Raw genomic sequence first — 20,721 nt, 5'->3', positions numbered from 1 at the left:
AGGTAGGCCGCGAAGTCGTCGCCATAGAACTTCTTCGCCCAGACCATCATGTCGATCTCGCTGTAGTAGCCCGCGCGGTACTTGTCGGGCAAAAGGGTGAAGCCCGTNGTGTCCCANAGCGCGGTGAGGCGCTCCTGGATCATGTTGATGAGCTTCGGCTGGAGCTCGTCCTTGTGGATGAGCGCGAAGGCCGAGAAGATGGACATCATGATCTGCTGCGGCGTGGAAAGGCCCGCCGTGTGGTTGAGGCCCACCATGCGGCTGTCGGCCACGAGGCGGTCGATGAACTTGATCTTGGCCGGCTCGGGGCTCAGGCTGCTGTAGCGCCTGATGAGCGCNTCCTGCTTGTCCTTGGGGAGCTCCGCGATGCGGTCGTCAAACACGTTCCCCTCGCTGCGCAGGCACATGNCGGCCGCGCGCCAGCCCGTGGCCCCGAAGTACTTGGAGTAGGAGTAGAGGCACATGGTGTTGTANGGCAGCGCGTACATGAGCGACGTGAAGCCCTCGATGAAGGTGCCGTACACNTCGTCNGTGATGATCATCAGCNTGGGGTTGTCGGTCTTGACGATGTCGAGCAGCTGGGCCTGGGTTTCNGGCGTGATGCACACGCTCGGCGGGTTGGACGGGTTGATGACGCACACGGCCTTGATGGAGGGGTCGCGCAGCTTGTCGATCTCGTCCTTGGGATACTGCCAGTCGTGGTAGCCGTCTTTTTCCACCCGGTTGGCGCTGATGGTAACGATTTCCCAGCCGAATTCCTCCAGCACCGGGATTTCGAGGTACGGCGTGAAGCAGGGCACGAAGAGCGCCACCTTGTCGCCCCGGTTGAGCAGGAAGTTCTGCTGCAGGGAAAGGAAGGCGTAGCACATGCCCGCGGTGCTGCCCTCGGTGGCGAAGAGGTCGAACTGCGTGGTGTCGTTGCCCCCGCCCATGGCCCAGCGGATATAGTCGCGGGTGATGAGCTCGGTATAGGGCAGGATGCGGTCCGGCGTGGGATAGTGGTCGCCGGTGATGCCGTCCACGAGCTCCCAGGCGAAGTCGTCCTCGTCCACGCTGTAGGTGTTCACCATGTAGCTGAAGAACTCCACCAGCACGCGCGCGCCCACGTCGTCCTTGTGCGCGGTGAGGAACTGGTGCAGCCGCTCGCCGCAGCCTTTCTTGACAGGCGAGGCCGCGATGCCGATGGCCGTGTCATAGGAGATGCGCTCGCATTCGTCCATGGCGAACTGGCCGAGTAGGAAGAAGGCCCGGCGCGGCCACGAGAGCAGCCAGTTGGGGTTGCCGCGGCCCGCGTTGAGGAAGGTCTGGCTGGAGGCTTTCGCTTCCTCTTCGGCCATCTCGATGAGGGTGTTCTTGATCTCAAAGGGGCTCATCTTGTCCAGTGCTTGCTCGAACTTGCGCTTTTGCTGGGGCGACCGTGCATTCATTTTTTGCTCCTGTCTGTTCCCGCGTCGGTGCGCGGATAAAGTGTTATAAGAGAGGTATCTCGCCACTCTTTGCTCCATCAGAGAAAGAGAAGCACCATAGCCACGCCCATGAGGATGAGAAAAGTGTTGCCCACCGCGTAAGTGACGGTATAGCCAAGCGCTGGGATGGAACTGTCCAGCGCGGAAGTAATGGCACCCAGCGCCGCCGTAGTGGTTCGCCCGCCCGCGCAGCAGCCGAGAGTGATGGCCGGGTGGAACTTGAACACCTTGTCGCCGAGCCATATCCCGATGAGCAGAGGCAGCGAGGTGGAGATCATACCCATGAAAAAGAGCATGAGTCCCATCTTTTCGATACCAGGCAGGAACACCGGCCCGCACTGGATGCCGATGACGGCGATGAACATGTTGAGCCCGAGGTTGTTCATGAACCAGAGCACGGAATTGGGAATATATCCCACCGTGGGCCGCTTGGTGCGCCACCAGCCGAAGAAGATGCCGGAGATGAGCGCGCCGCCCGCCGTGGAGAGACTGATGGGCACATCGCGCACCATGAGTGTCATGGCACCCATAAGCGCGCCCAGGAAGATGCAGAGCGCGAGAAAGACCACGTCCGTCTGGTCGCTGGGCTTNTCTTCATAGCCGATCTCCGGGCAGGCCGCCTGCACTTCCTGCGGCAGGCCCTCAATGGTGAGCATGTCGCCTTCCATGAGCTTGGTCTGCGAAAGCACCGGAATTTCGATGCCGCTCGAGCGGTCGATGGCACCGATCATGATGCCGTACATCCACGGCTTGGCGCGCAGCTCGTCCACGGTGAGGCCGGCCGCCTTCTTGGAGACCATGACGCGGGTCTTTTCCACGGCGAAGGTCATGAGCTTGGCGTCGTCGATTTCCGGGCCGACCCAGCTTTCGTCCTGAATGATGAATTCGTGCCGACCACTCAACACCACCTCGTCTCCGAGCCTAATGACCATGTCGGGCGTGCTCGCCAGTATCTTGCCATTGGTGTCACGCACGCGCTCCACAAAGATGCGGCGGCCGAGCGCCTGGAAGTGCGCTTCGATCTGCTTCACCGTCTGCGGGGTGGAAAAATGGTCGGCCGTGGCCTTGTAAGCGCGGAAAACGATGGGCTGGTAGCCATCCACGATGGCCGGGTCGTCGGGGAGGCTGGAGTGGTCAAGCTCCTGTTCGAGGTCCTTTGTTTGCTTGCGCACCTTGTCGAGGCCGCCGAGCAAGACCGGCCCGAGGTTGCCCAAAATCCATGCTGAGCCGACTGTGCCGAACACATAGGTCACGGCGTAGCACACGGGCATCATCTCGTCCCAGTTCTTGGCCTGCTCGGCCGTGATGGAACCCGCGTTGAGCACGGACTGGATGGTGTCGGAGCCGATGCCGATGACGGCCGAGATGGTCTGCGCGCCAGCGAAAAGGCCGGTGGCGATGCCTGCGTTATAGCCCATGAATTTCGCGCAGGCCCATGTAACGGCGAGGCAGAGGCCGCAGATAACTACAGCGAANATGACCTGCTTGATGCCCTGGCCGCGGATGGCGCTTACAAATTGCGGGCCGCAACGGTAGCCAATGGCGAAAAGGAAGAGGAGGAAGAACAGGGATTTGAGAGGCGCGCCAATAGGTACATGGAAGACCGCGCCCACGACGACGCCGATGAGAAGCACGGACGTGACCACGCCCAGGCTCAAAGACTTGTAGCGGAACTTGCCGAACCAGAAACCGAGCCCGATGGTAAGAAAAATGGGGATCGAGGGATATTCCTTGAAGGTCGCTTGTACCCATTCCCAGAGCCAGTCCATAGAATACCTCATTTACATGTCTGCGTTTTAAGGGATGGCGCTGTCAGTAAAAATGCAGGAGTTGGCTGACAGTGCAGCATTTGCAAGTGTAGTATACAAATTATTTTAATGACTGACTGTCGTAAATACGATAAAATTTGAATTAAATACGTTTTATGAACAAATATGAATGGTGCTCACTCCATAATTACTGTATTATATCAATTGATTTATTGTTACAATTCTATAAGTTTTGAATAGAGAGCATTTTCTTTAATATGAGACGATATAGTATTCGTTTAACTATTAAAGTAGATTTTATAATTAAGCATAACTAAATAATATCGGCAACGTATATAATAAAATATTTGGGGCTGTCCTAGTTAATGAGAAATGGCTAGGATATGGTATGTACAAGTGACGATGTCGGTAAAATTCGCGTCAACAAGGCGAACTTATAAAGTTTTTCGTTGCTGCCGCAATCGCGCGAGCTGTCGGCAAAATTGCAGAAGTAAATCGGAGCACCGCTACCTATTATTTCATGCGCCTTCGGTGTCTAATAGACAAGCATTTGCCTAGTTATCGCTTGTCTGGGGAAGTTGAGGCCGATGAAAGCTACTTTGGCGGAGTGAGAAAAGGCAAGCGCAGCCGGGGAGTTGCGTGAAAATAGCGATTTTCGGTTACACAAGCGAAACGGGAAGGTTTACACGGCCATAATTCCCAATGCGAGAACAGAAACGCTCATGCACATCATTGAGGAGCGTGTCGAGCCCGATAGCATCGTCTACACGGATATGCTGGAAATATAATGCCCTGGATGTAAGCGACTTCCACCATCACAGGATTGGCCATTCAAGGTTATTTGCCAAACAAGGCAACCATATCAATGGGATGGAAAATTTTGGAACCAGGCAACGCGGCATTTGCGTAAGGTCAACGGCATTAAGCCTGAACACTTTTACTGGTTCCTAAAAGAGTGTGAATGGCGCATCAATGGTGGCAATCATAAGGGGCTATTAAACCACCTAANCTCTTGGAATAAAGAAGTAAAATATTAACCTTAGCTAGGATAGCCCCTATTATTTTTATAATTAATATAATTTGGCGGATAAATAATTTATAATATAATATCCATTGATAATACCTATGATTTTATAATATTATAATTTACTATATATTTAATTATTACTGCAATACAAATATTTTTGTTTTAAAAAATGGCACATGAAAAACGCCACGCACAAGTAGAGCGTTGCTAGCATGAGCAGATGGAATATATAGGGCATAATTTCAAAAACTGTGGCACCTGCTTGAGACGCACGCACCATGCCTGTTGAACCTGGTGTGGCAGGTATGAACCATGCAAAAATTCGCATCAAAAGCGGTATATTTTCACCTGGAAAAAGATTACCTGAGATAAAAACACTAGGGATAGATGACAGTACTACTGTTGGAATNATATACGGTACTGANCTAAACAGTAACCCAAGTAAAATTCCCAATGAACTGATTGTAAGAGAAAAAGTTAGNCCCATTAGAATTGTCGAAAATACATTTTGAAAAGAATTAATCCCATGCAAGTAAAAAATCAATCCTTCTATTAATAATGTCCAAAAAAAACAGATACAAAAGATTGCTGCTTGCATAGATAGCAAATTGATAGGATATTTTATGGCATAAGCAAGAAACTTAGGTACTGGCTTTGCTGAAAACAGCATAAAGAAAAGCATTCCAGATCCGCACAGCATAAGCGTCTGGAATATTATCATAAATACGATCGGAACCACAAAATTTAAATAGCCTGCAATAGTATTATACATAGGCTGCACGATGAGTATTGGTGCACGCATGGCAGCCCTTATGATGCTCGACAGGTTCGCGCCATAGCGAGTTAATTCCTCTGCAAGCGCTTCTGTGGCGAGCTCTGTCAAAATACCACCTGCTCCAGCAATAGAAGAGCGGCTTTTCACTATGAATGCGCCATTGGAGATAAGCGTCATTGCAGTAGGGATACCGGATAAAATATCTTTTTCAAAATTTGAAGGAATACCGATTATTGAAACAATTTNCTCACTTTTCATAGCCCNAATNGCTTCTTCCCTGTTGCGCGTGACAAATTTTACATCAAGGTTTGGACTGCTTTGCATACTCAGGGTAATTCTGCGAGAAAGGGGTGAGTGGTCTGCATCCACTACAGCTACAGACATATGATAAGGTAGTTGAGTAGTATAAGGCCAGCAATAGTAAAAGGAGTAAAATACAAGCGCCAGCAGAAAAAACGGGGCACATGCGAGGTTTGTNCAACATTCCCGGAAAGTTTCGAAAAAGCAACGACGACAATTCATGTCCTTGCAGCCTTACCCCTACTGGTTACTGAGGAAATTTTGGAACGAAAAATAAAGTAACCTGCACTTGCGGGTAGAATGAACAGAATCCCAAGAGCCAGGAATGTTGCTCCCATGTTTGAAAGACTTGCACCAAGTGTCCACTGTTGTGCCTGTCCCTGGATCAGCCATGTCAATGGCAGACACTGCCCAAAAATTCTGGCGGCATCGCTCATGGAATCAAGAGGAATAGAAAAGCCGGTGTANGGCAAAGCAGGAGCGGCATAACCTGAGGCCAGCACTAGAGCCAATCGCCAATTGGGTGAAATACCGGCTATCAAAACTGCCATCGCGGCAAAAACTGCGAGGCAGCATGCGCCACACGCAAACCACAAAAATATCGAGCCGGCAATATGAAAACCGCCATAGCCGCAAAAAAGCGCGATGTAAAAAAGAAAAAAGAAACAGTATAGCGCATAATGTGGAAGAAGCTTGCCCGTTATTGCCACAGATGCGCTGTAATCTGCACAAGCAAACCATTCAGTAATCTTGTTTAAGCGCACCTCACGCACAAAGGCTATAACAAAGCCAAGCATTGCGCCCACCATGATTACACCGGGTATGAGCGAAGCGCCAAGAAATGCAAGAAAGCTGAATTGCATATTACCCATTGCGTAAAATTCAGAATGCACGACCTCCAGTATCCTTTCTACTCCCGCCGTTCCCACACCAGTGCGAAGTGCCTGGGCAAACATGCGCTGCTGTGAAAGAGCGCTCATGACAGAAGTAGCNTCTGCTTGCAATGTTCCAGCAATCGCATAGCGATTTTCATCAACATAAAGATTTACGGATGAACCAAGNCCATTCAACATATCACGGGAATATGCAAAGGGCACTGCAATCACACCATAAATTGTCCCTTGTCGCATTTGGCGTATGGCCTCTTCCCTGCTTGGTATATGTACAAGCTTAAAGGTGCGGGTNGCCTCAAATGCTCTCGCAACCTCCCTTGACATATGACTTTTATCCTCATCAACGAACCCCACAGCAAGTTTTGTCATTACACCATCACCAAGAAGCGCCCATACAACGAGCACCCAGAATAATGGCATAATCGCGCAAAAAAAGAGTTCGCCAAAAGTCCATTCCCTGCATTCCCTAAAAGTGGTACGGGCAATGGCTTGAATCCATGTCGAGACCCCTTGCATCAGCGATCCACCAAAACACTCATGCCCGGTCTTAAGCCATCCACTTTAATCAATGGCTTTGCGCGTACTTCAAATGTTTTCATGTCATACCCAGAATTTTCTCTCGTACTTCGCCATGTAGCATAGTTTGCCCTTGGGCTTATATAATAAATTTTGTATTCAATTTTTTCATCGCTTACTGCAGGAACAGTTGCTGAAAGTATATTGCCAATTTTGACCCCGCGCATTTGATCTTCCCGGATGTTGAAGGTTGCCCACTGGTCATCCAAATTTACAATTGTCATTATGGGAAATCCAGCTGCAGCAAGTTCGCCAGGAACAAGAATAATCTTGTCCACCTGTCCGGAATGGGACGCTGTAAGCTCTCTATCAACGGCCAATGATTCCACTTCGTCCACTCCTGCCCGAGCTTCTTCGCTTTTGTCTCTTGCGACTGATTTCTCCTGCTCCCTTGCTCCAATCATAGCGATGTCATAAGCCTGTTTTGCAGCTTTCGCCTGATTTGCGGTGGCCAACATATCAGCCCGGGCCTCATCATATCGCTGACGGGACACTAGCTTGTCCCTGTATAAATGCGCTATGCGCTGGTAGGTTTTATTCGCCAGTTCAGCCGCTGCCATTGCTCTTTCCCATTCAGCCTGAGCGGCGAGTTTTTCTTGCGGCCTTGCGCCTTCATCAACCAGACTTTGTGAGGCCAAAGCAGCCTTTTCCGTAAACTCCGCCTGAAAGAGTTTTGCCTCAATTTCCGGAAGGTGCATTTGCACAAGGGGCTGTTCCTTTTCAACCAGGTCGCCCTCTTCCACAAGGAGGCGATACACCCTACCAGAGACTTTGGAGGAAACATTGATTACTCTTGCCTCCATCTGACCTTGGAGTGGCGGCAAGCCAGGAAAAACTGCTTTCCATATTCCCCATATGGTAACACAAGCCAAGACTAGCCCCATACCAATGATCACATATGAGAGGTGATGTCTCAAAAAAGATTTAGTCGCGTCAGGAACAGTGTTTGTTGCCATCATCATTTTTCCAGAATAAGTTTTTTTCTTTCATTAAATTTCATGAAATCATCCATCTGCCCCGCAATGGCATAAAGCGTTGCATAATTTACAACAAATTGATAAGCAGCCATGCGCCTACCGACTTCCGCTTCGAGCAATTGATCCCACGCTTGTGTCACATCAAGTGAAGTATATAGGCCTTCACCAAAGCCCTGCCTTTTGAGATCGAGATTTTCCTGTGCCAGCCCAACTTCAGATGCCGTCAGGAAATATTGTTCTCGCGCGTTTTGCACATTCAACCACGCTGTTTCCGTTGCCGTTTGTATCTGGTTTCTTATATCAGCATGCATTGCGCGTGCCTCCCGCAAATTTGCCCTTGCACTTCTGTACGTTGCTACCCTGTCAGTTGAATCCCAGAGAGTGAGGCTGGCTCCAAGACCTAATAGCCATGAGGGTTCAATTGCTGTCTGGTAATGTCTGATAAAGCTGTATTCTCCAAAACCGAAAATTTGTGGAAACCATGAGCTTTTGCTGATTTCAACGCCTTGATTCGCCTGTTGAATCTGCGACTCAATCATTGCGATACGCGGATTATTGTTGAGCGCTATTTCCACCCAATATTCCATTGTGTGAGGCGCGCAATTTAAGACAAATAGTGGCGTCGTCAGAGTACCGATGCTCTCGGTCCGTATCAGACGCTGTAATTCCAGTTTTGCTGTCTTAACAGCATTTCTTGCCTTCAGATGTTCACGTTCCGCCTTATCTCTGGCAACCTTGACGCTCATGCGCTCGACCGGACTTATCATCCCCTCACGCTCAAATTTGACAGCTCTGGCCAATTCCTCATTTTTCATCTTCAGAGTATCTGCACGAAGATTTTCTATTGAAGTGGCAAGTTGCAAACCAAAATATCTGCCGATCAACTTAATATCTTGATCAATATATGTATTTCTCTGCTTCGCCCTTGCTTCATCAACCTGGTATCTTGCAATTTTCTGTGTAGCTTCTATTTTGCCACCCGTTATAATAGGTAATGTTCCTGTTATTGAAGCACGAGGTCCACTGAAATTATAATTTTCCTCCATATCGACCGGCATCTCTCCAAGGGGTGTAGAAACACGCTTATGAATATCTATGCGCGTTTCGCCCCACAATTCTTGTCCTTCAAGAGCAATGCGCGGTCCATGCAGCCATCTGAGCGAATTGGACGTATATTCCTTGCTTTCTACATTTGCAGTGGATGCTTTCAGCATATCGCTTCGTTCATAAAGCAACTTTCTCGCGTCTGCCAAGCTCATAGACGCAGGAAACGCATCCTCATGCAGAGTCAAAAACATAATTATAAAAATACAAATCTCGCGCAGCATAAGTATCCTGTGTTCAAAGATTTAGAAATCCGCCAGTTGAAGAAGCCTATCCTCATCGAGTATAGTAACCTTTCTACTGGTAAAACAGCCTATAATACCGGAATTTTTCAGATCCTTGACGATTGCTGCAAGCGTTGCCCTATGCATTCCTAGCATCGAAGCGCAATCTTCCTGGGTAAGTCCCGGAGAAAAATTATTNGAATTTGCGTTACGCATTGCAAGAATAAGATAGCGACAAAAGGCCTTATTGAGGTTATCAATTTTAAGATATGTAAGCCCAGTATAATATGTCTCCATAACAGAAGCCAGTATACGTAGGCTTATTTGAGTAAGGTAAGGACATTGGGGTTTGTCACTAATTACATTGTCTATAGGAATCTTCCATAAAATACTGTCTTCAGTTGCCATATATTCAAGAAAAGAAACTGACTTAAGGACAGCTCTGGTTAAGTTTAGAACGGATCCAGTTTCATATTCCAAGAGCTGTCTTCTTTTTCCTTTGCGGTTGACAAATACAGAATTAAACCTGCCTTTATCAACGAAATATATATCTTTGTCCGAGGCTGGCTGAAAATAAGCTCCTCTTGAAATGGCCATTTCCTTGCCATGGCTCCTTACCTCGGCCCAGACAGGATTATCAGGCCCACATTCGTTGCCTATCTTACGGCAGGCAAAGGGTAAAGAGACATTTATTTCCATATATGATGTCACCATATCTAGATTTTCCATCTTAACAGATTAAAATAATTGTCAGCTTTCTCTAGCTAATTTTCCAGTTAAAAAAATTTGCATCAGACCTTCCAAGTGCTCATGCCTACCGATTTACTTCGGGTCTCATGAATATATAGCTATATTCACGTGCCACAGAGATCACGTCTATTCTCCGTCGCTTGCCAGAGTTCCCTGCAAACCTCCTGAAGAAAATATGCTTTTTATAAAAATATGTCTGTCGTAATTGCGACAATCGTCATAAATTGTGTGGCAAGTGATGGTGAGAGCATCAAGCCCGGATCCCGGTACTCCATCAGCTATTAGGCAGGAACTATTACGTAATTTTCACCATGACTCGAGCAATGGAGGCCTCACAGATTTCCTGCCAGGCGATAAAACTTGAGATGTAACAGCAACTTATTCTTGATGGCAATATCTTGATAATCATGTTTATCAATAAATTAATTATTATTTTTTAAAATAACNAATTGCCTCATTATTTTTAATAATGAGGCAATTTGCTATTTCCTGATATGTTTTCCAGCAGTCAGTGGAGAGTAGATGCTGTTGCTTCTAACTTTCTCAGTTCATCTAGATACAAGGCCCAGCGCTCCATCATGCGGTGTCGTTCGGCTAGGTGCTGAGTACGGTTATATGCGCGGCCATTGGGGTCGCGCACCATATGTGCCAGTTGGTGTTCTATTAGCTCGTACCGCTCTCCCAAGACTTCATCAAGCAGGGTTCTCGCCATTGCTCGGAAGCCATGTGGGGTCATTTCCTCCCCCGTGATGCCCATTGAACGAAGGGCGGCAAGAAGTGCTGTTTTTGCCATGGGCCTCCCCTTTTGCCAGCTATGGGGAAATACCCACTCCTGATGGCCAGTATAGGCATAAAGTGTTTTCAAAATTTTCATGACCTGCGGGGCGAGAGGCACGATATGAGGAGTGCCCGTCTTACTCGTTGTATAACGCCACTCGCAGGCATCAAAGTCAATATCAGCCCACCTTGCATGTTGCAGCTCACCGGGACGAACAAAGACATACGGAGCAATTTTAAGAGCACTGGCGACGACCAGGCCACCGGGATAGGCATCTATAGTTCTCAAGAGCCGGCCCACTTCTTTGGGGTCGGTCATTGCCACATAATGCTTCGTTGTATGCGCGCGCAGACATCCACGCACAGACGGCAAGGGGTCAATTTCTGCGCGACCNGTCGCCACCGCAAAACGCATGATCATTCCACAGACAATGGCGATACGTTTTGCTGAATAAAGCTGGCCCTGTGCCTCAATGCCACGGAGCAGCTCAAGAAAGTCCGGCCCCTTCATCTGGGCTATGGGCCTTTTGCCAATGATAGGAAAAACAAACTTGTCCAGCAGTACCTCATAAATATGCATGGACTGGGGCTTAATTTTTGTAGAGTGGATCTCGATCCATTCGCGCGTAACGGCTTCAAAGGTATCTCGGGCAGATTTGGCACGCTCGGCTTTCTCCTCCTGACGAGCTACGCCTGGATCAACACCCTGCGCTTTTTGTGCTCTGGCCTCGTCCCGCATTTTTCGCGCCTGCTCCAAAGTGAGGGCAGGATACGGGCCGAAGCTCAACAGGCTTTCCTTGCCATCGTTTTTGCGGTATTTCATTTTCCAGTGCTTGCCGCCGGACGGATTGACCTGCAAAAACAAGCCGCCACCATCAAAGAGCTTGTACATTTTATCTTTGGGCTTGGCATTACTCACTTGGGTGGCGGTCAACGGTTTTATCAATTTNGCCAAGACGTTATCCTCCNNTATCGAACCCCAACACNAACCCCTACAAAAATCTCNATNACCCCGATATGAACCCCAATAATGGTTCCATGTCAAGAGATTTCTTTGGACATATCTGGAGGAATATCTTAGCTAACTCATGAAAATAACAAATTTTCAGGATGTAGATGGATATTTGTGGATGGCTTTGAGCGGGCCGAGATAGTCGGCCCATTTCTGAAGCATCTTACGCCGCTTATCAAGATAGGACGCATGGCTATAGGCATCCCGCACGGCATTTTGCTCCTTGTGGGCGAGTTGTGCTTCGATGATGTCGCCGTCAAATCCCCATTCCAGTTTCTTCTCGTTAAGAATCGTGGAAAACATAGCGCGGAAGCCGTGAATAGTCATTTCTTCCTTGCCGAAACCCATGCGCCGAATGCCGTTTAAAAGTGCCATGTCGGAAATGCACCGACTTGCCCAATGCCGTCCCGGAAAACATAAGTCCCCCGAGCCGGTGAGGAGGTGCAATTCACGGAACAGTCTCACCGCCTGCGTGGGCAACGGCACCGTATGGACAACGGGCATTTTCATGCCGCCGCCATCTTTAGGATTTTTCTGCCTGCTTGCCGGAACAGTCCAGAGCGCCTTGTCCAGATCAATCTCTGACCACCTGCCGCCTCGGAGCTCGGCACTCCGCAACGCCACATAGGGGAGTATCTTAAGCGCGTAGCCGACCACGGCTCCACCCTGGTATTCGTCTATGCAGCGCAGGAGATGACCCACCGCGACGGGGTCGGTGATGGTGGCGTAGTGTTTCGTCTGAATGGGCTTGAGGACTTCCTTCAGACCGTCCGCCGGATTGCAAACGATATAGCCGCATGTTCTGGCAAAGCGGCATATCTGCCCCGCCGTCCCCACCAGCTTGTGCGCCGTGCCCGAGTGGCCGGCTGCCTCGACAGGTCTGACGGCAGCCAGAATGTCGCCCGGAGCCAGCTTGGAGATGGGCTTATCGCCAATTCTTTCGTTGAGCGCATTAATGAGCCAGAGCTTTTTCTTGAGATTGGAGGTCGCGTAGGAGTCTCTTTTTGTGGCGAACCATTCCTGCGCCACAACAGCGAAGGTCAGCGCCTGTTCCCTCGCGGCCGATACAGCTTCTTCCTTGGCGGCTTTCTTCTGCGCGCCGGGGTCAATTTCGCTGGCGAGGAGTTCCTTGGCCTTGTCGCGTTTCCTCCGGGCTTCTTTCAAGGACACAGCGGGATATGCACCGAAACTGAGCGTCTTTCGCTTGCTGCCAAAACGGTAATCCATCCGCCAGAGTCTCGCACCTGACGCGGAAAGGTAGAGGTAGAGGCCCTCAGAGTCGGCGAGTTTTGCGGGAGTACCATCGGACTTCAAATTCCTGAGCATGGTGTCGGTCAATGGCATAGCTCAAATCCTCTGCTGTCAAGGGTTTGCAGGGTGACGGTATTCTTCTGGCCGAGATTTCTCAGTTTCAGCGAATACCGTCGCAAATACCGCCATTTTTGCGATGTGTCCCTGGGTTTCGCGACACCTTGTTGGACGTCCTATCGCCCAAAAATCCAAGTCCCGCAAGGGTTTTTCATACCTTGCGGGACTTGGCTGGATTTATCCTTGGTGCCCGGAGCGGGGGTCGAACCCGCACAGCCTTTGGCCGAGAGATTTTAAGTCTCTTGTGTCTGCCTGTTCCACCATCCGGGCGTGTAGGTTGAAAATCAGTCTGGGGCGTCCCCGAGTTCCGCAGCATCCGGGCCGGGACCCTCTGCGGCGATGACCTCGACCTCATGCCGGGGGGCGTCCGCCGGGGCCGTGGCTGGTACCGGCCATTCGGACTCCTGCCAGGCGCCCTTCTGCACCCAGAATAGGTGCATGCCCGCGAGGCTCTTGTCCAGGGCGAGCAGGCGCCCGGTGATGCCCTCAGGCAAGATGGCGGCGACGCCGGACGCTATGCCGCGGAAAGTCTCAAGGTCGACGGCTTCAAAAGCGCACTGGCAGCGCAGCATGTCGCCCAAAGGCGTGAAATCCAGATGCTCGCCCCCGGCGTCCTGTAAAAGCGCTTCCAGCCGGGCCATGAGCACCGCTTCCGCCTCCAGCAGCTCCTCGTAGGTCAGGCTGTCAGCATAGGTAAAGCGCGCGAAAACTTCACACTGGTTCTTGTCCATGGTGGCCTCAATGGCCGCGAACTTACGCCAGAACCGGGCCACAGGCAAGCGGGCCGCGCCACCCCCGGACCGTGGCGCTTTGGCCCATCCCCGCGCGGGGCCCTTGACAATGCCCCGCCACTTCTCTACATTCTCACAGCGGTTTTCAGGAGAGGTGTCCGAGTCGGCCGAAGGAGCTCGCCTGCTAAGCGAGTATACGGGCTTAAACCTGTATCGAGGGTTCAAATCCCTCCCTCTCCGCCAAGCAAGTTTTCAGTGATACGAGAAAAGCCCGCCACGCCTAGCGCAGAGCGGGCTTTTTCTTTCCTCAAGAAAGACGGCCCGAGGTGGGCGGCGGGGGGTGTCAGGCGCGCTTTTCCTGATAGGCGGCAAGATAATCTGTAAATCCCCCCAACGCGCCAGTGAGTCGGAAGCCCCGCTACACGGCCTCGCGCAGGCTTCGGTAAATCTCGTCCGAAAAAATCCCCAGCACCTGGCGCTTGATCTCGTCGTTTTCCAGAAGCAGCGTGTAAAAATCCTGATTCTGCGCCAGCCCCTCGATGAGGGCGTCGTCCACGTCGTCGAAATAGGAAAACTCAAAATCCTTTTGCGTGTTGGTTTTCGCGCTGGTCTTGAGCCGGTCGGACTTCACGAGGATGTCCCGTATCTGGAGCATGGCCTTCACCACCACGTCGTTGTCATAGTTCTTGCCCGTGCGGCTGTTGATTTCGTCAATAATTTCCGAAAGGCGCTTCTCTTTGTCTTCCGTGAGGCCGAAGCGCTCGGCCGTGGGCAGTTTCACGACGGGCTTTGCCACAAGGCGCGGCTCCGCATGCTCCTGCACCTTCTTCTGCACGAAGTTTGCCGCCCGTATCTTGCCGGTCAGATCAAAGCCCGGGCCGGAGTGGCGGATATTGATGAACGCCAAAAGATACTTGATGAAGTTGTACTTCTTGTGCAGCTCCACATCCTCGAAGCACGAGGCCTGCAACAAAAATTCATACAGGCGCACGAAGCCCCGCAGGAGCTGCATGCACTCCTCCTGCTTTTCCTCGTCATAGTGCTCCAGCAGTTTCCGGGTCTTTTCCAGAAAGAACGTGAGCTGCTGTCTCTGCTTCGCCGTGACTTTCCCCGAATACAGGATGGCGTTGGCCGTTTCCACGTCTCCGGGGTCAAGGATGGCGTAGGCGTCGATCTGCGCCTCAAGGTCATAGATGGACTCCGGCGTGACCGAGCTGGCAAGCAGTGTCGCCGTGAAATAGGGCGCGAAGGCGCCCTTCATCTCGTCATAGCTGTTCACGAAGTCCAGCACAAAGGTCTTCTTGTCGTAGGGCGGCTTGATGCGATTGAGGCGCGAGAGTGTCTGCACGGCATTGACGCCCTTGAGCTTCTTCAGCACATACATGGCGCAGAGCTTGGCCTGGTCAAAGCCCGTCTGGTACTTGTTGGCCACCAGAAGCAGCTTGTTGCCCGGCTGATCGAACATCTCCCGCGTCCGCGCCTCGGGGAAGCCGTTGAGCCCGGCCTCGGTGTATTCCGTGTCGTCATGGGGCAGTTTCACCTTGCCGGAAAAGGCCACCAGCGCCTTCATGTCGTCATAGCCCTTGCGGCCGAGGTAGTCGCGCACGGCCTGAAAATACTTGACCGCGGCCTGGCGCGAGGGCGTCACCACCATGGCCTTGGCGTTGCCCCCCAGTTCCTGCATGACCGAGGTGCGGAAATGCTCCACGATGACCTCCACGCGCTGGGCGATGTTGGTATCGTGCAGCTCCACGAAGCGGGCTATCTGGCGCTTGGCCGCATTGGTCTTGTAGCGCGGGTCCTCCTGAATGGCCTTGTTGATCTGGTAAAAGGTGGCGTATTCCGTATAGTTGCGGAGCACGTCAAGGATGAATCCCTCCTGGATGGCCTGGTTCATGGAATAGAGGTGAAAGGCCTCGCGCTGGCCGTGCTCGTTGAGCCGCCCGAACAGCTGGAGCGTGGTGGCCTTGGGCGTGGCCGTGAAGGCGAAAATGGAGACATTGGGCTGCTTGCCGTTAAGCTCTATCTCCTTCCTGATCATGTCCTCCACATCCGCCTCCGGCCCCTTCTCCCCTGCCCCAAGGGTCTTGGTCACGGCGCCCATTTCCGTGCCGGTGGTGGAAGAATGGGCCTCGTCGATGATGACCGCGAAGCGCTTGCTCTTCAGGTCTTTCACCCTGTCCACGATGTAGGGGAACTTCTGGATGGTGGTGGCGATGATCTTGGTGTTGCCCGTGAGCGCCAGGCGCAGGTCTTCGGAAGTGCACCTGTCGTCCAGCACCTTGATTTGCCCGGACTTGTGCCGGAGCGCCGTGATGGCCTCCTGCAACTGGCGGTCAACGATGACGCGGTCGGTCATGATGACCACGTTGTCGAAAACGGGCCTGTCGTCCGCGTCGTGCAGGTCGGCCAGGCGGTAGGCCAGCCAGGCGATGGTCTTGGTCTTGCCGGAGCCCGCGCTGTGCTGGATGAGGTAGTTGAGGGCCGTGCCGTTGACGCGCACATCGGCGAGCAGCTTGCGGATGGCGTCCAGCTGGTGATAGCGGGGGAAGATGAGGCTTTCCACCACCTCCTTCTTGCCCGTCGCCTCGTTGATCCGCTCCTCCGTGTCCACGAGCATGAAGCGGCTGATGAGGTCGAGGATGGTGTCTTTCTTGAGGATGTCCTCCCACATGTAGGCGACGCTGAACTTGTCCGGCCGGGCCGGATTGCCCGCGCCCGCGTTGACGCCCTCGCCGTTGCCCCGGTTGAAGGGCAGAAAGACCGTGGCCTCGCCGTTGAGGCGCGTGGTCATGTGCACCTCGGTGAGGTCCATGGCGAAGTTGACGAGGGTGCCGGCCTTGAAGCGGAAAAGGCGCGTCGCGGGGTTGCGCTGCGTGCGGAACTGGAAGATGGAGTCCTCAAAGGACTGGCCGGCATGGTTGCACTTGAGCTCAAAGGCCATGATGGCGAGGCCGTTGAGGAACACCACCACGTCCACGCGCTCTTTCTCGCTGGCCCAGACCTCTTCCATGACGGAAAAGATGTTCTGCCCGTGCTTGCGGCTCAAGGCCGGGTTGAAGGAGGTGGCCGGCTTCGTATACATGAGCTCGAGCTTGTGGTTGGCTATCTCGACGCCGCCTCGCAGCACATTGAGCAGGCTGCCGCGCTTTTTCGTGGCCTCCGTATTAATGTGGTTGACGATGGTCTCTTCCAGCGCGTCCTTGCAGATCTTGCGCAGGGCGGCCATGGTGTCCGGCTGCGTTTCGTGGAGGAAGCGGAAAAGCAGCTCGCGGTCCATGGCGAACCTGGGGTCATAATGGGAGGTCTTGCGCACGACAAAGCCGTTATCCTGTTCCAGCCGCTCCAGCAGGAACTTCTGGTAGTCTTTTTCAGAGAGGATGCTGTTCACGAGGCCGGAACCTTCTTCTTGCCGGTGACGTATTCAAAGATGAGGGATTTTTTGTAGTCAGCCAGGGTTTGGAGCTGCTGTCGTTTATCTGCTATGGTAGTGTCGATTTCGGCGCACTTCTTGTCCAGTGTTTCAACAATGGCATTTTGTTCTTCCTTCGGGGGTTCGACTACCATAAGCCGGGAAAACTCCGAGAAGTTGAGCCCCTGCCGCACGCCATTGCCCATATTGTAAAAAACCTTCATCACGTCAAAAGCGTGAAGCAAGTAGTGAAAATAGGTCGTATTTATGGGCTTGATGGGCCGCAGAGCAATATACGCCGATGTGATGATGCCCCGCTCCTTTGCGAGGCCGGTACGCAAACTCCGTTTGTCATTCTGCAAGTCTGTGGGCCTGATGATTATGTCTCCCGCTTCGATGATATTATAGGTGTTAAAACTTTCGGGGAGCAGACCCTCTTTTGAATCTATATCCTTCCTGATAATCTTGCCATAGCTCAAGGAGAGAAGGTTGGTCTCCAAGCCTTGGATATTCTGATTCCTCCGCTCCCCAAAATAGTAGTAAAGGCGATGAATTGCCCAGTGTGCGGGGACATCCCCAATAAAATCAATCCCGCTGTCGCGCATTTCCGCGTCAGGGTCCAGCCCCTTTGTCACGGCTTCGGTGATGACGCTGCGCTTGTACTGCTCCAGCGTATCGATTTGGGCTTGGATGTCGGCTGTGAGGGCGTCGATTTCGGCACATTTGGCGTCAAGAAGCTCTACAATTTGTCGTTGTGATTTAAGGTCAGGATAAACAATATATTGTTTTTTCAATTCAGAAAAATTAATAATTTTTCTAACGCCCCCTCCAATGTTGTGAAAAGCCTTACAATTATCATAGGCCTTAAGCAGATAATTAATAAATTCCGGCAAGATTTCACTATTCAATTTTTTTCTAAACACTAAATACGCAGATGTTATTATACCTATTTCTTTTACAATACCAATTCTCTGGGATACAAAGTCATAATTTAAATTTAATCCGTTGAGAACAATATCCCCTGGACTTACAATTGTATATCCTAGTATTGTCCCCGCTACATAATCATCACTATCAGCATCAAAATTTTGTTTTTGAACAATAGTACCATAAGTAAATTTAAGGGCATTTTGAACTAAACCATTTTTGTTTTTCTCTGTTACTTCCTGAAAATCTGCGCGTATAGGCTTTATTGCCCACAATTTTGGGATTTGTCCCACCCACTCAACCCCGCTGTCTTTCATCTCCCGCATGTCCCTTCCCCTCACTCAAACAGCCGCGCCACGCGCTCGGAGACCGAAAGCTCCAGTTCCATGAACCTGGCCTTCAGTTCCTCGCTGGGCACGGGCCGCTGGTACTTGTAAAAATAGCGGGTGAAGGGGATCTCCGCGCCGGTCTTGATGACGGGCTTTTTCGCGCCCGGGTTTTCCTCGAAAAACGCTTTCGCGTCCGGCACATGGGGCAGCACCTCGCGGGCCATGTAGGTGTCGATGTCCTCCTCGTATTTCACGAGCTCGGTGTCCCTGGTCTCCTTGTCGTAAATGGTCTCGCCCTTCTTGTCCTTCTGTATCTCGGCCGCCTTGTCCATGACGGAGAGGCCGTCGGCCATGCGGTCCAGCAGCTTCTTCTCCACCTCAAGGCCGGAAAGGGCCTTTTTCAGCACGGGCAGGAAGGCAGCGGGGCTTGTATACACCTTGGCACACGCTGCCTTGCGCAGCGCGGCCACGATGGCGTCGAAGAGCGGCTGGTTTTCGTGATAATTCGCCAGCTTCTTGGCCTCCTTGCCGGTGAGCTCCTCCGCGTTCTCCAGCTCCTCCACCTTGGCGGCGTCCCAGAGCGGCGCGAGGCCGCCCTTGGCCAGCATGGCGTCGATGCGCTCCTCCGTTATGGCGTAATTGCGTTGCAGGGGCTGCATCACCGTATATTCGCGGTAGAGAAATTCCTCATTGGGAAAAATCCTGCAAAATTCGCCGGGCGTGAAGTCCGCATAGAGCTTGGTTATGGCCGCGCGGTCCTCGGCGGTAATCTCGTTCCGCTTGTTGCCGAGGGCTTTGCGCAGCTTATGGAAGAAGGAGGTGGCGTCGATGAGCTGCACGCGGCCCTTGCGCGCCGCCCGCTTGTTCTTGGAGATCACCCAGATATAGGTGGCGATGCCGGTGTTGTAGAAAAGGTCGGTGGGCAGGGCGATGATGGCCTCGATGAGGTCCTGCTCCAGAAGCCAGCGGCGCACCTGGCTCTCGCCCGAGGCCGTGGCGCCGGTGAAAAGCGGGCTGCCGTTCTCGATGATGGCGGCGCGGCCGAGCCGGTCGTCCAGCTTGTCCACGGCCGACTGGACAAAGAGCAGCTGCATGTCGCCCGAGCCAGGGAGGCCGGCTGCCCAGCGGCTGCCGGGGCGCGTGTGCTCCGCGATGACGGCGTGCTCCACGCCCTCGGCCGCGTCCTTGCCGCCCCAGGGCGTGCCGAAGGGCGGGTTCTCCAGCACGAAACGCATCTTCGTGTCGGCGAAACGGTCGGCGAGCATGGTATCCTGAAAGCAGATGTTCTCCGCGTCCTGGCCCTTGATAAGCATCTCGGCGAGGCACACGGCGTAAGACTCGGGATTGATCTCCTGCCCGAAGAGGCGCACGTCCGCCGTGGGATTGTAGCGCTTGATGAAGTTGTACGCCGTGGAGAGCATGCCGCCGGTGCCGCAGGCCTGGTCAAGGACGGTGATGACCTTGCCGTCCTCAAAAATGTCGTCGCAGCCCTCGGCGAGGAGGATGTTGACCATGAGCCGGATGATGTCGCGCCCGGTGTAATGGTCGCCGGCCTCCGCATTTTCAGAGAATTTGCGGATAAGCTCCTCGAAAATGTAACCCATCTTCACGTTGTCGATGGTGCGCGGGTCGAGGTCGAGCTCCGAGAAGGCCTTGACCACGCTGAGCAGCCGGTTGTTCTTGTCCATCTTGTCGATCTGGCGGGCGAAATCGAGGCTGCGGATGATGTCCTGGATATTGGAGGAAAAGCCCTCGATATAGGCCTTGAAATTGGCGGCCAGGTGGTCGGGGTCGTTGACCAGCTCGGCGAGGTCAAAGCCGCTGGTATTGTAGAAGGGATAGCCGGACACGCGGTACATGGCCTTAGCCGGCCAGTCGGGCTTTTCCCTGTGTTTGGCGAGGACAGCCTCCTTCGTGGGCGCCAGCGCGCACTCGAAACGGCGGATGATGGTCATGGGGATGATGACATCCTTGTACTTGTCGCTCTGGTAGGTGCCGCGCAGCTTGTTGGCGATGGACCAGATGAAGTTGGCCTCGGTGGTGACATCCACGGGGGCGTCGTCCCACATGGCGTCGGGCTTTTTGGGGTTGGGGGCCATGCTTCCTCCAGATGCGGCAGGGGCTCGGGGGCGCCCGTCGGCGGGCCGGGGGCGCGAACATCGCCAAGAATGCCAGACTTGGGCCGCGAGGTCGAGCGGAAAAGGCGCCGGGCCTGCGGGTGGGGCGGGTGAGCGGCGGGGAGTCTCCCCTGCCCGCTTTTGGCTGCGTGCCCCCCGCCCGGGCTTGCGCCCTGAAAAGAATTGA

General features: G+C 52.7%; 13 protein-coding genes, 2 tRNA genes and 1 pseudogene. 2 read left to right on the top strand and 14 right to left on the bottom strand.

All coding sequences use genetic code 11. The annotated features are described in order from the left end of the window. Both aspD and aspT read right to left on the bottom strand, forming a co-directional pair. The coding region (gene aspD / locus HDR50_RS02785) for an aspartate 4-decarboxylase (RefSeq protein WP_291355712.1) at nt 1–1,427 on the bottom strand (1,427 nt) is incomplete at its 3' end. A 77-nt stretch (nt 1,428–1,504) separates the two neighbouring features. Then, the gene (gene aspT, locus HDR50_RS02780; RefSeq protein ID WP_291355710.1) at nt 1,505–3,235 is read right to left on the bottom strand and encodes an aspartate-alanine antiporter; all 1,731 of its coding nucleotides are present in this window, start codon (nt 3,233–3,235) and stop codon (nt 1,505–1,507) included. Between the two features lie 436 nt (nt 3,236–3,671). On the opposite strand from aspT, the pseudogene HDR50_RS02775 reads away from it, so the two are divergent. Next, nucleotides 3,672–4,272, top strand: a pseudogene (locus HDR50_RS02775) (IS1595 family transposase). Between the two features lie 120 nt (nt 4,273–4,392). Here HDR50_RS02775 and HDR50_RS02770 read toward each other — a convergent pair. The 9 genes from HDR50_RS02770 to HDR50_RS02730 all read right to left on the bottom strand — a co-directional run bounded on the left by HDR50_RS02770 (nt 4,393) and on the right by HDR50_RS02730 (nt 13,749). Continuing rightward, a complete protein-coding gene (locus HDR50_RS02770; RefSeq protein ID WP_291355708.1) occupies nt 4,393–5,559 on the bottom strand; it encodes an ABC transporter permease in 1,167 nt (388 codons plus the stop codon). Then, nucleotides 5,556–6,746 (bottom strand): ABC transporter permease, encoded by a 1,191-nt coding sequence (locus HDR50_RS02765; protein ID WP_291355706.1) that lies wholly within the window; start codon nt 6,744–6,746, stop codon nt 5,556–5,558. Before HDR50_RS02765 ends, HDR50_RS02770 begins: the two co-directional genes overlap by 4 nt. After that, a complete protein-coding gene (locus HDR50_RS02760; protein ID WP_291355704.1) occupies nt 6,746–7,765 on the bottom strand; it encodes an efflux RND transporter periplasmic adaptor subunit in 1,020 nt (339 codons plus the stop codon). The genes HDR50_RS02765 and HDR50_RS02760 overlap by 1 nt, the downstream gene beginning before the upstream one ends. Next, entirely contained in the window at nt 7,765–9,111 is a 1,347-nt protein-coding gene (locus HDR50_RS02755; RefSeq protein ID WP_291355702.1) for a TolC family protein, read from the bottom strand. Before HDR50_RS02755 ends, HDR50_RS02760 begins: the two co-directional genes overlap by 1 nt. 21 nt (nt 9,112–9,132) lie before the next feature. Then, nucleotides 9,133–9,810, bottom strand: a complete 678-nt coding sequence (locus tag HDR50_RS02750; RefSeq protein ID WP_291355700.1) for a helix-turn-helix domain-containing protein — start codon at nt 9,808–9,810, stop codon at nt 9,133–9,135. A 559-nt stretch (nt 9,811–10,369) separates the two neighbouring features. Next, nucleotides 10,370–11,593 (bottom strand): integrase arm-type DNA-binding domain-containing protein, encoded by a 1,224-nt coding sequence (locus HDR50_RS02745; RefSeq protein ID WP_291355698.1) that lies wholly within the window; start codon nt 11,591–11,593, stop codon nt 10,370–10,372. Nucleotides 11,594–11,743: 150 nt separating this feature from the next. Then, nucleotides 11,744–12,994, bottom strand: coding sequence for an integrase arm-type DNA-binding domain-containing protein (locus tag HDR50_RS02740; protein ID WP_291355696.1), 1,251 nt, complete (start codon nt 12,992–12,994; stop codon nt 11,744–11,746). Nucleotides 12,995–13,202: 208 nt separating this feature from the next. After that, a tRNA-Leu gene (locus HDR50_RS02735) sits at nt 13,203–13,288 on the bottom strand. Nucleotides 13,289–13,302: 14 nt separating this feature from the next. Beyond that, the gene (locus HDR50_RS02730; RefSeq protein WP_291355694.1) at nt 13,303–13,749 is read right to left on the bottom strand and encodes a hypothetical protein; all 447 of its coding nucleotides are present in this window, start codon (nt 13,747–13,749) and stop codon (nt 13,303–13,305) included. Between the two features lie 148 nt (nt 13,750–13,897). Here HDR50_RS02730 and HDR50_RS02725 point away from each other — a divergent pair. Beyond that, nucleotides 13,898–13,992: transfer RNA gene (locus tag HDR50_RS02725), tRNA-Ser, on the top strand. A gap of 175 nt (nt 13,993–14,167) precedes the next feature. Here the strand turns inward: HDR50_RS02725 and HDR50_RS02720 are convergent. Genes HDR50_RS02720 through HDR50_RS02710 form a run of 3 tightly spaced genes read right to left on the bottom strand, consistent with a single transcriptional unit; the run spans nt 14,168 to nt 20,516 of the window. Then, nucleotides 14,168–17,140 carry a DEAD/DEAH box helicase family protein gene (locus tag HDR50_RS02720; protein WP_291355692.1) on the bottom strand — a complete coding sequence of 991 codons (2,973 nt, stop codon included), beginning with the start codon at nt 17,138–17,140 and terminating at the stop codon, nt 14,168–14,170. Beyond that, nucleotides 17,137–18,414: a restriction endonuclease subunit S gene (locus HDR50_RS02715; RefSeq protein ID WP_291355690.1), complete on the bottom strand. Its 1,278-nt coding sequence runs from the start codon at nt 18,412–18,414 to the stop codon at nt 17,137–17,139. Before HDR50_RS02715 ends, HDR50_RS02720 begins: the two co-directional genes overlap by 4 nt. A gap of 11 nt (nt 18,415–18,425) precedes the next feature. After that, nucleotides 18,426–20,516 carry a class I SAM-dependent DNA methyltransferase gene (locus tag HDR50_RS02710; RefSeq protein WP_291355688.1) on the bottom strand — a complete coding sequence of 697 codons (2,091 nt, stop codon included), beginning with the start codon at nt 20,514–20,516 and terminating at the stop codon, nt 18,426–18,428. Between the last annotated feature and the right edge of the window lie 205 nt (nt 20,517–20,721).

This window comes from Desulfovibrio sp., from assembly GCF_014803725.1.
Lineage (GTDB): Bacteria > Desulfobacterota > Desulfovibrionia > Desulfovibrionales > Desulfovibrionaceae > Desulfovibrio.
The sequence above is the reverse complement of the archived record's forward strand: the minus strand, read 5'-3'. Positions and strand labels throughout refer to the sequence as shown.